Origin of the sequence: Curtobacterium citreum (assembly GCF_006715175.1) — a bacterium.
GTDB classification, from domain to species: domain Bacteria; phylum Actinomycetota; class Actinomycetes; order Actinomycetales; family Microbacteriaceae; genus Curtobacterium; species Curtobacterium citreum.
This window is the reverse complement of sequence record NZ_VFMQ01000001.1, coordinates 680,153-694,738: the sequence shown is the minus strand read 5'-3', so window position 1 is coordinate 694,738 and position 14,586 is coordinate 680,153. Positions and strand designations below refer to the sequence as shown.

Below are 14,586 nucleotides of genomic sequence, written 5' to 3'. Positions count from 1 at the left end.
CGTCAGACCGCGGCGGGCGCGCGCTGGCCGATCGTCTCGCCGGCCACCGCCGCCTGATCGGCGGCCGCCGCCTCGGCGGCGGGTGCCTTGCGCACCCACTTCTTCAGGCCCACCAGGACCAGCGCGGACACGACCGTGCCGGCCACGATCGCGACGATGAACATCGCGACGTCCCCGATGGCGAAGAACACGAAGATGCCGCCGTGGGGTGCGCGAGAGGTCACCCCGGCCGCCATCGAGATCGCACCCGTGACCGCGGCACCGATCATCGACGCCGGGATGACGCGCAGCGGGTCGGCTGCGGCGAACGGGATCGCGCCCTCGGAGATGAACGACGCACCGAGCAGCCACGCGGCCTTGCCGTTCTCGCGCTCCGGCTTCGTGAAGCCCTTGCGGTACAGGACGGTCGAGGCGAGCGCCAGGGCCAGCGGCGGGACCATGCCCGCGGCCATGACGGCGGCCATGATCTCGAACGGGACGACGTTCGCGGCGGTCCCGGCACCGAGCCCGGCGACGGCGAACGAGTACGCGACCTTGTTGACCGGGCCACCGAGGTCGAACGCCATCATCAGGCCGAGGATCACGCCGAGCAGGATCGCCGAGGCGCCGTTGAGCGAGTTGAGCCAGTTCGTCAGCTGCGTCATGAGCCAGGCGATCGGGCCGCCGAGCACGAGGAGCATCAGGCCGGAGGCGATGATCGACGCGAAGAGCGGGATGATCACGACGGGCATCAGGCCGCGGAGCCAGCGCCAGGTCGGGATGCGCCCGATCCAGTACGCGGCGGCACCGGCGATGAGACCACCGACGAGCCCGCCGAGGAAGCCGGCGTTCATGAAGACGGCGATCGACCCGGCGACGAAGCCCGGCGCGATGCCGGGGCGGTCGGCGATCGCGTAGGCGATGTACCCGGCGAGTGCGGCGACGAGGAACCCGAGGGACACCCCGCCGATCTGGAACGCGGCGGCGCCGAGGTAGTAGCCGAGGCCCTCCGGCGGCAGGTTGAGCAGCGTGTAGTTCGTCAGCGTGTACACCGCGTTGTTCTGCCCGGAGTCCCCGTGCGGCAGCGCGATGGCGTAGCCCGCGAGCAGGAAGCCGAGCGCGATGAGCAGACCGCCGCCCGCGACGAACGGGATCATGTAGCTGACGCCGGTGAGCAGCCAGCGCTTGAGCGCCTGCCCGAAGTGCTCGTCGGCCTTGTTCGACTCGGCGGTCGTCGCAGCCCCGCCCTGCACGCGTGCGGCGTGCGGGTCGTCCGCGGCGCGGAGGGCCTCGGCGATCATCTTGTCCGGCTCGTCGACACCGCGCTTGACCGGTCCGGACACCAGCGGCTTGCCGGCGAAGCGGTTGCGGTCGCGGACGTCCACGTCGACCGCGAACACGACGGCGTCGGCGCGGGCGATCAGGGCGGGGTCGAGCGGCTCGACCTGCGAGGAGCCCTGCGTCTCGACGTGCATCTCGGCACCGGCGCGCTCGGCGGCGGCGACCAGGGCGTCGGCGGCCATGTAGGTGTGCGCGATGCCGGTCGGGCACGCGGTGACGCCGACGATGACCTTGCGGGCACCCGAGCCCGTGGTGGTGGGGGCCGGGGCGGCGGCAGCGGGCGCCGGGGCGCCGACACCGGCCTCGGCGACCTCGCCACCGACCTCGCGCTGCACCAGGTCCACGACGTCCTGCGGGGTCGCGGCCGCGCGGAGCGCCGCGGTGAAGTCGTCGCGGATGAGGGCACGCGCCAGGGTCGACAGGACCGTCAGGTGGTCCTTGTCAGCACCCTCGGGCACCGCGATCATGAAGACGATGTCCGCGTCGCCGTCCGGCGCACCGAACGGCACCTTCCGCGCCAGGCGGGAGAACGCGAGCGTCGGGCTCGAGACCGAGGCGGACCGGGCGTGCGGGATCGCGATGCCGCCGGGCACACCGGTGCCGACGCTCGCCTCGCGCTTGATCGCGTCCTCGGCGAGGGCGCTGCCGTCGGCGGCACGGCCGGTGGCGGCGACGCGGTCGGCGAGCACGCGGATGACGTCGGAGGACGTTCCGCCGAGGTCCTCGTCGAGGCCGACGAGCTCCGCGCTGATGAGGCGCTGCGTCGTGTCTGCGGACATGGGGTTGCTCCTTTGCAGTGGCGCCGAGGCGCGGGCATTGCTGTTCGGGGGTGGTGCTGCGAAGTGGTGGTGCGGTGGGGGTCGGTCAGGCGATCGGTGCCGGGACCTGCGCCGGGTGCAGGGTCCGGACGGTCACGCTGCCGGGGTCGGTGTGGTCGAGGGCGGGCACGTCGCTGCCGGGGAGCGCCGCGGCGGCCGCTCCGGTGGCGACGGCCTGGGCGAGCCGCTCGGCGGGGGTCGCACCGGCGACCTCGGCGAGCAGGTAGCCGGCGAGCGAGGAGTCCCCCGCGCCGACCGTGGAGCGCGCGACGATGCGCGGTGCGGCGGCGGCGAAGGCGCCCTCGTCCGAGACGAGCACGGCTCCGGCGCTGCCGAGCGTGAGCAGGACGGCGTCGACGTGCTTGTCGTGCAGGCGCTGGGCGGCCACCGCGGCGGCGTCCGGGTCCTGCTCGTACGCGTCCGGGTCCCCGCCGACGACCTCGGCGAGCTCCTCGGCGTTCGGCTTCACCAGGTCGATCCGCTCACCGGACTGCAGCAGCGCGGTGAAGGGCAGACCGGACGAGTCGACGGCGATCCGGACGGTGTCCCCGTGGCGCTGGCGCACGGCGCGGACGAGCACGGCGAGCGCGTCGTCGGGCAGCCCGGGCGGCAGGGAGCCGGCGAACACGACCCAGCGAGCGGCGGGCCCGGTCGCGGTCGGTCCGGCGGCGTCGGCCACGAGCGCGGCGAGGTCGTCCAGGCGGCCGGCGAGCGAGGGGCCGGGTTCGTTGAGCTTCGTCGTCGTGCCGGTCGGCTCGGTCACGGTGACGTTCGAGCGCAGCGGGGCGCCGATCGGGAGCGCCGCGGTCGGGATGCCGCGGGTCGCGAGGCCGAGCAGGACGGGGTCGAGCTCGTCGCCGGGCAGGACGGCCAGGGTGTCCCCGCCGCTGGCGACGACGACCCGCGAGACGTTGACGCCCTTGCCGCCGGGCTCGGCCGTCGTGTGCACGGCGCGCTGGACGGCGCCGCGGTGCAGCTCGCCGGCGAGCTCGATGGTCCGGTCGAGGGACGGGTTGGGCGTCACGGTGACGATGCGGGTGCTGGCGGTGCCGTTCATGCGACCACGACCTCCACGTCGGCGTCGGCGAGCGCACCGGCGAGGTCGGCCGGGGGCTCCTGGTCGGTGACGAGCGTGTCGATCTCGTCGAGGCGGGCGAAGCGCATGAGCGCCTCGACGCCGTGCTTGGCGGCGTCGGCGAGGACGACGCTCCGGCGGGCGGCGAGCACGTAGGCGCCCTTGACGCCGGCCTCGTACTCGTCGGGCGTGCTCAGGCCGAAGCCGGCGGACAGGCCGTTCGTGCCGACGAAGGCGACGTCGGGGCGCAGGCCGGCGATCTGCTCGACGGTGGCGGTGCCGACGGCAGCGCTCGTGACCCCGCGGACCCGGCCGCCGAGCAGGTGCAGCTCGACGTGCGGGCTGTGCTGCAGGGTGGCGGCGATCGGGACGGAGTTCGTGACGACCGTCAGCGTGGCGCCGGGGGTCGCGGGCTCCCACCGGGCGAGTTCGGACGCGACGGCTGCACAGGTCGTCCCCGCGTCGAGGGCGATCGAGCCGGTGAACGTCGCGGGCACCAGGCGCATCGCGGCGCGGGCGATCGCCGACTTGGCGGGGCCGTGCTGCCCCTCGCGCTCGGCGACGGTGAGCTCGACCACACTGGATCGTCCGACCGGGACCGCTCCCCCGTGCACCCGGCGCAGGACGCCCGCGGTCTCGAGCAGGTCCAGGTCGCGGCGGACGGTCTCGGTGGTGACGTCGAAGTGGTCGGCGAGGTCGGCGACGGAGACCCGGCCGGCACGCTGCAGCTGCGCGGCGATCGCGTCGTGGCGCTCCGTTGCGTACATGTCCGAACTCCTTCGTTCCCGTTGGTTTCGAGAACGATACGACGCTGAACCACAGGAACGCAACTGTTCCAACGCAGAACAAACAGGCGGGTGGACGTGCCCGGTTCGGCTGCCTGTGCGGCGTACCGGCGCCGCGGGTGCGGGGTCCCGTCCCGGCCCGCGTCGGAGCGACACCGGGCGGACCCGATGACGCTCCGACGCGACCGCCCTCAGACCGCTGCGAGCGCCGAAGTCGGGGGTATCCGCGCTGCTCGTGCCGCCGGGTAGATCCCGGAGACGCCGCCGATCACCACGGTGGCGCCCAGCCCACCGCCGACGGCCCAGAGGGGTACCGCGATCGGCCAGCCCTGAACGAGCGCGAAGACGACCGTCACCCCGAGTCCGATCACGACGCCGGCGAGCCCACCGATGAAGGACAGCAGCAACGACTCGACCAGGAACTGGTCGCGGATGGTGCGACGCCGGGCACCGAGCGCCCGTCGCACACCGACCTCGGCACGGCGTTCCAGCACGGTGATCACCATGGTGTTCGCGACACCGATGCCCCCGACCAGCAGTGCGACACCGCCGATGCCGATGAGCAGCCCAGTGAAGGAGTCGTCGGTGGCGTTCTTCGCGGCGAGCGCGTCGGACGGCCGGGTGACGGCGACGTCCTGCGGGCTCAGCGGGCTGATCGCACGGGCGAGCCGGGAGCGCACCTCGGCCACCCGCTCGCCGTCGACACGCGTGTACACGGCGGTCGGGTGCCCGTCGAACCCGGCATCCGCTGCGAACCCGCGCGGCACGTAGACCTGACCGTCGAGGTCCGGTGCGAGCTCCATCGGTGCCAGCACCCCGACGACCTGGACCCACTGCCCGCCGATCCAGACGCGGCTGTCGGGGCGCACCTCCTGGATGCCCAGGGCCTCGGCGGCGAACGATCCGAGCACCACCTGGGCGGGTGCGTCGGCGTGGGGGTCGAGCCATCGTCCCGAGGCCACCTCGCCGCCCAGCACCCGCGGCAGGTCGCCCCACGCCGCCATGACACCCAGGCCCTTGGACTGCGCGGCCGGCACCAGGCTGTTGCGGTACACCCGGGCGTCGGGAACGGTCCCGACACCCGAGACGAGCTCGACCGCGTCCTGCCGGGCGATCGAGTCGACCGCCGTGGACGGCAGCGGTGGGGTCTCACCGAACCCCTGCGCCTCGGTCACGGTCAACACGTTCGTGCCGAGCCGGTCCAGGACCTGGTCGAGGGCCGCCTTGCTCGAGGACGAGATCCCGACGACGGCGATCATCGCCGCGATGCCGATGGCGATGCCGAGCGCCGACAGGACCACCCGCCCGGGACGTGTCCGGAGCCCGAAGACCCCGAGTCGGAGCAGGTCGACGGGGGCCAGCGCAGCTCGGCGGCTCATGCCGCACCCGCCGTCGCCCGGACGCCGTCGGCGATGCCGCGGACCGCGGACACGTCGGTGCCCGAATCGGCCTGGACCCGCCCGTCACGCATCCGGACGGCTCGGGGCAGCGATGCCGCCAGGTCCAGGTCGTGGGTGATGACGAGCACGGTGGTGCCGCCCGCGTTGAGCTCGCGGAGCAACTCGACGATCGCGCTGCCCGAGGCGCTGTCGAGTGCCCCCGTCGGCTCGTCCGCGAGCAGGATCGTGGGCGAGCCGACGATCGCACGGGCGATCGCGACCCGCTGCTTCTCCCCGCCGGACAGCTCGTTCGGACGGTGGTCGACCCGGTGTCCCAGTCCGACCTGACCGAGCGCACGGACGGCACGGCGGAGACGTTCGCGACGCGGGGTGCCGGTGTAGAGCAGGCCGTCCGCGACGTTCTCGCAAGCGGTCGCCCCGGACTGCAGGTGGAAGTGTTGGAAGACGAAGCCGATGTGCTCGGCACGCAGCGCCGACAGGTCGTCGTCCCGCATCGCGCCGACGTCGTTCCCCGCGATGTGCAGGGTGCCCGAGGTCGGCCGGTCGAGCGTGCCGACGATGTTGAGCATCGTCGACTTGCCCGACCCCGACGGCCCGACGACCCCGACGAGTTCGCCGGTGGCGACGTCCAACGACACGCGGTCGAGCGCGCGGACGTCGCCGTAGACCTTGCTGACGTCCCGGAGTGCGAGGACCGGCGCAGCGCCGCCCTCGGCCGTGCGGGCGCCGTCGTCCGTGCTCACGAGGGCATCACCACGCGATCGCCCTGGCGCACGGCGCCGTCGATGGCGGCACGGCCCTCGGCAACGAACGACACGGTCACCGGGACCCGCTCGGTCGCCCCGGACGACCGGACGACGTCGAGCGCGAACGCCTTCCCGTCGCCGGCGACGAGGGCCGCGACCGGGACGGAGAGCACGTCGTGTGCGGACTGCCCGGACGCCGTCACCTGCACCGAGCCGCCTTGTGGGACGTCCCGGTCGCCCGGGTCGAACGCGATCGTGACCTCGACGGTGCCGTCACCCTGGTCCTCGTCCTGCCGGGTGTCGACGACCGCCCCCTCGACCGGGTCGCCGACACCACCGATCCGCATGCTGACCGTCGTCCCGACCGCGAGCCGCTGCTCGTCGGCGGGCTGCACGGTGACGAGTGCCACCGGGGTGGTCCCCGTGAGCTGCAGGACGTCGCCGTTGACCGGTGCGCCGAGCTGCGCCGTCCGCGACGCGACCCGGACCTCGCCAGGGACGAACGCGATGTCGTCGGCGCCCAGGGAGCCGTCGACGGTCAGGCCGTGGTGCTCCTGCCACTGCCGGACGGCTCGCTCGGTCCGAGGCCCGAAGACGTCGTCCACCGAGACGCCGTAGCCGAGCGCGGCGAGGTTCTCGTTCAGCTGGTGCACGTCGGCGCCCTCCGCGCCGCGTGTCAGGTCGCGCCAGAGCGGGACACTGCCGTACATGGCCCGGACGGGATGCTCGTCCACGGCGTACAGCGGCTGGTCCCGGGCGATCACCTTTCCCGGTTCGGGCAACCACGTGACCGTGCCCGTCGCGCTCCCCGGCAACGGCACCGGTCGGTCGAAGCCGAGGCTGCCGGAGAACACCTTCGTGTCGGTCAGGTCGCCCTTGGTGATGGTCGTCGTCGCGGGTGCGGGAGTCTGCCGTGCCGACGCCGGCGCGGAGTCCGCCGGTGTGACGACGCTCCAGGCGGCGACCCCGGCGCCCAGGACCGCGGCCACGAAGCACGTCGACACCACGACGTGACGTGCGCGCGATGCCGCCATCAGTTCACCTCGACGTCGTAGGCCTCGGCCAGACACGCCTTCTCGACCGGACCGAACGCCGTGGCGTCCTCCGGCTCGTACGCAGCCTGTCCCTGGGCGTCGTCGGGGTAGTCCTCGAAGCCCTGCCGTCGGACGCACTCGCCCAGCGCGCGGTCCGCCTTCGGGTCATGCGGGAGTTCGGCGGCGCCTGCCTGTCCGTCCGGGCTGACCTGCTTCGAGCACGCCGTGATCGCCTCGTCGAACGCCTCTGGCGAAGCGCCGTCCGGCAGGGTCGCGGTCGTGCTGTCACCCGTGTCCCCGCTGTCGTCCCACTCGAAGCCCTTCGATCGGATGCAGTCGCCGAACGCGGCGTCCTCGGCAGCCTTGCTGTTCGCCGAGCTCTGACTGCTCGGCTTCGTGGTGGTCCCGCTCGACGAGCACCCGGCCAGGAGCGCGGGTGCGAGCAGTGCGGCGGCGACGACGCCGAGGACGGTCTTCGTGGTGATCACGGGGGTCTTCCTGGTGCGGTTCTGGTGAGGGGCGGAGGTGGACGGACGCATCAGCGGTCGACCGCCTGGGTGTCGGGCGCGAACTCGGCCAGGCACGCCGATGCGGCGTCGGCGAACCCGGGTTCGTCCGCGCGGGGGTAGTCGTTGAAGTCGAGGACGCCCGGCTGTTGTTCGGGCAGGTCGTCGAAGCCGCGGTCGCGGATGCAGTCGGCGACCTTGGCGTACTGCCGCTCCCACTGCTGCTGCTGCGCGGCATCGGCGCGTTCGACACCGACCTGCTCCGAGCACTCCTGGGCCTGTCGGGTGAACGCCTGTCCGTCACCGCCGTCCGGTGCCGGGTAGGTACCGGTGCGGACCGACTCGTCGTCCGGGTCCTCGACGTCCAGTCCGGCGTCCCGCATGCACGCACCCCACCGAGCGCCGACTCCGCTGGCGGAGGACGTGGAGTCGGACGACGCCGGTGAGGACGTGCATGCAGCGAGCGACAGCGGCGCTGCGACGATGAGGGCTGCGACCACGGTGCAGCGGACCATCTTCTGCCATGTCGTGTGTGTCATGTTCCGAGTTCAGCAGGTACCGTGTTGCGCCAGCGTCACCCGGCGGGTCACACCGACGAAACACCGACCGCGACCCGGAGGCCGCCTCGCTCGCCGGGCGCCAGGACGAGGCTCCAGCCGTGCGCGGTGACGATCGCGGTGATGATCGACAGCCCGAGACCGCTGTGCCGGTGCGAGCCGGTCTGTGCGCCACGACGGAAGGGCTGCGACAGCGCGGCGATCTCCGTCGCGGGGACGTCCGGTCCGCTGTTCTCGACGACGAAGCCGCCCGCGTGCAGCTCGACCCGGACGACGCCGCCGGGGACGTTGTACTCGACGGCGTTGTCGAGCAGGTTGCCCAGCAGCTGCTGGACGAGGACGGGTTCTCCGACCACCCCGTCGGGCGCGGTCCCCTCGACCGACAGGGAGACTCCCGTCACCGCAGCAGCGGCGCGGACACCGCCCACCGCAGCCGCGACGCACGATCCGAGGTCGACCAGGACCGAGCTGCCCTCCAGACCGCGTTCGGCCTCGGCGAGGACCAGGAGCGACTCGACCAGGTGCTCGGTCCGCCGGTTCTGCTCGAGCATCTCCGTCCGCGCAGCGACCACGTCGGGTGGTGTGGCGTCGTCCGGCAGTCCGATCTGGAGCGTCGCACGCTGGACGGCCAGCGGCGTCCGCAGCTCGTGCGCCGCGTGCGACACGAACCGGCGCTGGGCCTCGAACGCGGCCTCGAGCCGGTCGAGCAGCGCGTCGATGGTGCGGGAGAGGCGGCGGAGTTCGTCGTCCGGACCGTCGAGCGCGATCCGTTCGTCGAGCGTCGTCGCCGAGATCCGGTTCGCGGTGGCGGTGATCCGGTCGATCGGCGAGAGCATCCGTCGACTGACGAACCAGCCGATCCCACCCGCCAGGCCGCCGGCCACCACGACCGCCGACGTGGACCACTGCCACTGCTGCTCGGCGACGACCGCGATCAGCGCCACCTCGCGGTCCGCGTCGGCCACGTCGGCACCCTGCGGACCACGATCGTCCGGCAGGAGCTCAGCCCGTCCGCGCCGCGACGCTTCCGTGGACACCACCCCCTCGATGGCTGCGAGGGACCACTGGGACGCCAGGTTGACGAACGCGAGTGATGCCGCGACGAGCGCCATCGCCGCCAGCGCGAACGTCAGAGCCGTCCGCGCCCGGAGACTCAGCGACCGCCAGCGCCACCGCGACCGCCAGCGCCACCGCGACCGCGACCGCGATCCGGCACGTGGTCGCGGTCGCCTGCTCACAGTGCGTACCCCTGACCCGGCACCGTGCGGATCGGGTCGGGGGCGCCGAGCTTCCTGCGCAGCTTCGACATCGTCACCCGCACCGCCGACGTGAACGGGTCGGTGTGCACGTCCCAGACCTTCTCGAGCAGCTCCTCGGCCGAGACGTACCGACCGTCCGCCCGCAGCAGCACCTCGAGGACGCCGAGCTCCTTCGACGTCAGGTCGAGCGGACGCCCGTCCCGGGTCACCGTGCGGCGGTTCGAGTCGAGCACGAACCCCGCGCGATCGAGCACCGGAGCGACCGGCGCGACACTGCGTCGGCCGAGCGCCCGCACCCTGGCCACCAGTTCCGGGTACTCGAACGGCTTCGCCAGGTAGTCGTCCGCGCCGAGTTCCAGGCCGTGCACCCGGTCGGCGAGGGTCGTCGCCGCGGTGAGCATCAGGATACGGGTGAGCGCGCCACGCGCCGCGAGTCGGCGGGCCACCACGTCGCCGTGCAGACCCGGCACGTCACGGTCGAGCACGACCACGTCGTAGTCGTTCACGGCGAGGAGCTCGTCAGCGTCGTCCCCGCGGTACGCGACGTCCGCCACCATGCCCTGCCGCGCGAGGCCCCTGGCGATCAGGTCGGCCAGTGCTGTCTCGTCGTCCACCACCAGGATGCGCATGTAGCGATCACATCTGATGTTCCAGTGGACCGGCTGGGAACTCAGCGGTCGAACGGTACCTCGCCGTGGTCGCTCACACCGGCACGCTGGCGGTACGCCAGGTGCCCTCCGAGGTAGCCGCCGACGCTCACGACGAGCAGCCCCGCGAACCCGAGCACCTTGCCGGCCCCGTGGTTCCCGGCCCGGCGCTGCACCCACGACAGGCCGTACAGCGAGATGCCGATCCAGTTCACGGCCTGGTGCACCCAGCCGGTGCGCAGCTGCTCGCGGTCGAGCTCCGCCCAGTCCACGTACCCAGCGACGCTCGCGCTGCTCGCGGAGACCAGTCCGACACCGACCAGGGTCTTCGCGGCCCGGGCGTTGCCACGACCGCCCAGCAGGTCGAGCACCGCCGCCGAGATCCAGGCGCCGAGCGGGACCTGCACCATCAGCGGGTGGACGGGGTGCCCGAACGGGACGCCGTGCAGCAGCTGCCGCAGGGCTCGGGGACGCGCCGTGGCGCGGACCACCGCGCGGTCGAGGTCAACGGCCTTGTCGAGGACGCCGGCCCCCTCGATGGTCTCGGTCAGGCGACGGAACACGCGCAGCTCAGGCATGCGTTGCACGGTAGGCCTGGAGGCGCGGTGCCGGTCCCAGGGACCGGCACCGCGCCTCCAGGCCGGATGCCGTGCACCCGCCGCATCACTCCTCGACGATCTCCGCCAGTTCGAACGGTTCGACGACGAGCGCGTCGCCGCCGTCGGCGACGTCGACCCGCACCGTGTCGCCGTCGCGCACGGCCCCCGACAGGATGCCGCGCGCGAGCTGGTCGTCGATCTGCCGCTGCATCAACCGGCGGAGCGGGCGCGCCCCGTACACCGGGTCGTACCCGCGCTCGGCGAGCCAGCCACGTGCCTGCGGCGTGACCGCGAGCTCGAGCCGCCGGTCGGACAGGCGGCGGGCGAGCCGGTCGACGTACAGCGAGACGATCTGACCGAGGTCGTCGCTCGTGAGCGCCTGGAACACGACGATGTCGTCGAGCCGGTTCACGAACTCGGGACGGAACGCCTGCTGCACGAGCTCGCGGACCGCCTCCTCGCGCTGCGCGTCCGACAGGGACAGATCCGTCATGAACTGCGAGCCGAGGTTCGACGTCAGGATGAGGATCGTGTTCCGGAAGTCGACCGTCCGACCTTGCCCGTCGGTCAGTCGTCCGTCGTCGAGCACCTGGAGCAGGACGTCGAAGACCTCCGGGTGCGCCTTCTCGACCTCGTCGAGCAGCACGACGGAGTAGGGCCGACGCCGGACGGTCTCGGTGAGCTGCCCGCCGGCCTCGTAGCCGACGTACCCGGGCGGGGCGCCGATGAGCCGCGCGACCGAGTGCTTCTCGCCGTACTCGCTCATGTCGATCCGGACGAGGGCCTTCTCGTCGTCGAACAGGAACTCGGCGAGCGCCTTCGCGAGCTCGGTCTTGCCGACACCGGTGGGACCGAGGAACAGGAACGAGCCCGTCGGACGGTCCGGGTCGGAGATGCCTGCGCGGGTCCGCCGGACGGCCTCGGACACGGTGCCGACCGCGCTCCGCTGCCCGATGATCCGGCGGCCGAGCTCGGTCTCCAGGTGCAGCAGCTTCTCGGTCTCGCCCTGCAGCAGACGCCCCATCGGGATGCCCGTCCACTGCGCGATCACGGAGGCGATGTCCTCGTCGGTGACGCTGTCGTTGACCATGCGCTCGGCACTCTCGGCCTGCTCGGCGGCGGCGAGCTCGGCCTCGATGCGCGGCTTCTCGCCGTACTCGAGCCGGGACACCGTCTCGTAGTCGGCCTCGCGCTGCGCCCGCTGGCTGCGCATGTTCAGCTCGTCGAGCTGCTGCTTCAGCTCACCGATCCGGTTCAGGCTGGCCCGCTCGGCCTGCCAGCGCTGCTCGAGCTCGTCGAGCAGCGTCTGCCGTCCGGCGAGCTCGGCGCGCAGCGTCTCGAGGCGCGCCTTCGAGGCGTCGTCCTTCTCCTGCTTCAGCGCGAACTCCTCGACGCGCAGCCGGTCGACGGTGCGCTTGAGCTCGTCGATCTCGACCGGGCTGGAGTCGATCTCCATGCGGAGTCGGCTCGCGGCCTCGTCGATCAGGTCGATGGCCTTGTCGGGCAGCTGACGGCCGGAGATGTACCGGTTCGACAAGCTCGCCGCGGCCACCAGCGCGGAGTCGTTGATCGTCACCTTGTGGTGCGCCTCGTACCGCTCCTTGAGTCCGCGCAGGATCGCAACGGTGTCCTCGACCGTGGGCTCCCCCACGAAGACCTGCTGGAAGCGGCGCTCGAGCGCGGCGTCCTTCTCGATGTACTCGCGGTACTCGTCGAGCGTCGTCGCGCCGATGAGCCGGAGCTCACCGCGCGCGAGCATCGGCTTGAGCATGTTCGACGCCGCGACCGATCCCTCACCGCCGCCGGCGCCCATCAGGGTGTGCAGCTCGTCGATGAAGGTGATGACCTGCCCGTCCGACTCGTCGATCTCCTTGAGGACGGCCTTGAGCCGCTCCTCGAACTCACCCCGGTACTTGGCACCGGCGATGAGCGCGGACATGTCGAGCGAGACGAGGCGCTTGTCCTTGAGCGAGTCGGCGACGTCCCCGGCGACGATGCGCTGTGCGAGCCCCTCGACGACGGCGGTCTTGCCGACACCGGGCTCACCGATGAGCACCGGGTTGTTCTTCGTGCGGCGGGTGAGCACCTGCGACACCCGGCGGATCTCGGCGTCCCGGCCGACGACCGGGTCGAGCTTGCCGCTCCGGGCGATCGCGGTGAGGTCGACGCCGTACTGCTCGAGGGCGGTCTTCTGCCGTTCCTGCGAGTCGGGAGCGCCCTGGAGGTTCGCCATGCGGTCCGTCCTTTCCGTGCCGTGGAGTTGTACTTGAGCCTACTCGACTCAACTCATGTGCGCGCGGGATCATTCCGGATCCCGACCGCGCTGACGACGGCGCCGGCGGCGAGCAGGCACGCCATCACGACCGCGGCGCGGTGGAACCCGGCGGTGTTCATCCCACCACCGAGGACGACCCCGGCGAGCGCCACCGTCACCAGGCTGGCGATCCGCGCGAGGGCGTTGTTCACGGCCGACCCGACGCCGGCCTCGGACTCCGGGACCGACCCGAGCACCGCACTGGTCAGGGGCGTCACCATCGTGGCGATCCCGACCCCCACGAGCACCAGGCCCGGGAGCACCGACCACCAGTACGCCCGCGGGTCCTGACCGGCGGCGAGCATGAGGAGCGCACCGACGGCGGCGACCGCGGGGCCGGCCGCCATGAACCACCGCGGGCCGTAGCGTCCAGCCAGGACTCCGACGGTGGAGGACAGCAGCAGGAGCAGCAGGGTCGGGGGCAGCGTCGCGAGGCCGGCGAGCCAGGCCGGGAAGCCCCAGACCTCCTGGACGAAGAGCGTCACGACGAAGCCGACCATGCCGAGCGCGCCGTAGACGGACAGCGTCGCCGCGTTGCCGACCGAGAAGTTCCGCGCCCGGAAGAGTTCGAGCGGCACGAGCGGCACCCGACCGGCCCGGGTGACGTGTCGCTCCCACGGGACGAACGCCAGCAGGGACGCGGCACCGACCACCAGGGCCACGACGACCACGGGGGCGGTCCAGCCGAGGCGCTCCTGCTCGATCAGCCCGAGCACCGCCCCGCCGACGCCGAGCACCGCGAGCACCGCACCCGTGACGTCGATCCGCGGCCGGTGTGCCGGGTGCACGTCGCCGGTGATCCGGGTCACGAGCACGATCGTGACGACGATCGGCACCGTTGTGAGCACGAAGATCCACCGCCAGCCGATCCCGTCGACGATGAGCCCGCCGACCAGCGGACCGAGGATCATCGCCGCGCTCGACCAGCCGGTCCACGTCCCGATCGCCTTCGTCTGCGCCGACCCCCGGAACGCCGCGACGATGAGCGCGAGCGAGCTCGGGGTGACGAGGGCGCCGCCGACGCCCTGCAGCGCGCGGGCGACGATGAGCACCGCCCCGGTGGGGGCGACGGCGCACACCACCGATGCGACCCCGAAGACGACGAGTCCCCACCTGACGATGCGGACCCGTCCGAACGCGTCGGAGAGCGACCCCGCGACGAGGATCAACGACCCGAGCGTCACCAGGTAGGCGTCGACGACCCACTGCTGCACGACGAGCCCGCCGCCGAGGTCCTGGCGGATCACGGGGAGCGCCACGTTCACGACGCTCGTGTCGAGACCCACCACGAACGAGGCGAGGATCGCGACGACGAGCACGGTGCGCCGGTCGTCCCGCAGGGGTGCCGTGGCGGCCGGGGCGCTCATCGGCCCATCATCCTCCGCCGGCGATGCAGGCGCTCCGACCGGCTCCAAGGCGCGCGACGCGAGCTGTCCCGCGCCGCAGCCGGACGGACCCCGGCAACGCCGAAGCCCCCGCGACCGGTGGTCGCGGGGGCTGCCGACAGGACGGGGCTGGGTCCTGGA

General features: G+C 72.6%; 13 protein-coding genes. All 13 read right to left on the bottom strand.

The annotated features are described in order from the left end of the window. Positions 1–2 precede the first annotated feature (2 nt). Positions 3–2,099: a PTS fructose transporter subunit IIABC gene (locus FB462_RS03440; RefSeq protein ID WP_141860190.1), complete on the bottom strand. Its 2,097-nt coding sequence runs from the start codon at positions 2,097–2,099 to the stop codon at positions 3–5. Between the two features lie 85 nt (positions 2,100–2,184). Further along, positions 2,185–3,195: a 1-phosphofructokinase family hexose kinase gene (locus FB462_RS03435; RefSeq protein ID WP_141860188.1), complete on the bottom strand. Its 1,011-nt coding sequence runs from the start codon at positions 3,193–3,195 to the stop codon at positions 2,185–2,187. Then, positions 3,192–3,980, bottom strand: coding sequence for a DeoR/GlpR family DNA-binding transcription regulator (locus FB462_RS03430; RefSeq protein ID WP_114850284.1), 789 nt, complete (start codon positions 3,978–3,980; stop codon positions 3,192–3,194). Before FB462_RS03430 ends, FB462_RS03435 begins: the two co-directional genes overlap by 4 nt. A 209-nt stretch (positions 3,981–4,189) precedes the next feature. Then, positions 4,190–5,377, bottom strand: a complete 1,188-nt coding sequence (locus FB462_RS03425) for an ABC transporter permease (protein WP_141860186.1) — start codon at positions 5,375–5,377, stop codon at positions 4,190–4,192. Continuing rightward, on the bottom strand, positions 5,374–6,141 hold the full coding sequence (locus FB462_RS03420) for an ABC transporter ATP-binding protein (protein ID WP_141860184.1): 768 nt from the start codon (positions 6,139–6,141) through the stop codon (positions 5,374–5,376). Before FB462_RS03420 ends, FB462_RS03425 begins: the two co-directional genes overlap by 4 nt. After that, complete coding sequence (locus tag FB462_RS03415; RefSeq protein WP_141860182.1) at positions 6,138–7,178, bottom strand: peptidoglycan-binding protein; 1,041 nt, start codon at positions 7,176–7,178, stop codon at positions 6,138–6,140. Before FB462_RS03415 ends, FB462_RS03420 begins: the two co-directional genes overlap by 4 nt. Beyond that, positions 7,178–7,666, bottom strand: a complete 489-nt coding sequence (locus FB462_RS03410) for a hypothetical protein (protein ID WP_141860180.1) — start codon at positions 7,664–7,666, stop codon at positions 7,178–7,180. The genes FB462_RS03415 and FB462_RS03410 overlap by 1 nt, the downstream gene beginning before the upstream one ends. Positions 7,667–7,716: 50 nt before the next feature. Then, entirely contained in the window at positions 7,717–8,223 is a 507-nt protein-coding gene (locus FB462_RS03405; protein WP_141860178.1) for a hypothetical protein, read from the bottom strand. A 47-nt stretch (positions 8,224–8,270) separates the two neighbouring features. Next, positions 8,271–9,206, bottom strand: coding sequence for a sensor histidine kinase (locus FB462_RS03400; RefSeq protein WP_167509987.1), 936 nt, complete (start codon positions 9,204–9,206; stop codon positions 8,271–8,273). Between the two features lie 269 nt (positions 9,207–9,475). Then, positions 9,476–10,129 carry a response regulator transcription factor gene (locus FB462_RS03395; protein ID WP_141860174.1) on the bottom strand — a complete coding sequence of 218 codons (654 nt, stop codon included), beginning with the start codon at positions 10,127–10,129 and terminating at the stop codon, positions 9,476–9,478. 41 nt (positions 10,130–10,170) lie between these two features. Further along, on the bottom strand, positions 10,171–10,725 hold the full coding sequence (locus tag FB462_RS03390; RefSeq protein ID WP_141860172.1) for a DUF2231 domain-containing protein: 555 nt from the start codon (positions 10,723–10,725) through the stop codon (positions 10,171–10,173). 85 nt (positions 10,726–10,810) lie between these two features. Beyond that, on the bottom strand, positions 10,811–12,979 hold the full coding sequence (locus tag FB462_RS03385; RefSeq protein ID WP_141860170.1) for an ATP-dependent Clp protease ATP-binding subunit: 2,169 nt from the start codon (positions 12,977–12,979) through the stop codon (positions 10,811–10,813). 53 nt (positions 12,980–13,032) lie between these two features. Continuing rightward, the gene (locus FB462_RS03380; protein ID WP_141860168.1) at positions 13,033–14,427 is read right to left on the bottom strand and encodes an MFS transporter; all 1,395 of its coding nucleotides are present in this window, start codon (positions 14,425–14,427) and stop codon (positions 13,033–13,035) included. Positions 14,428–14,586 lie beyond the last annotated feature (159 nt).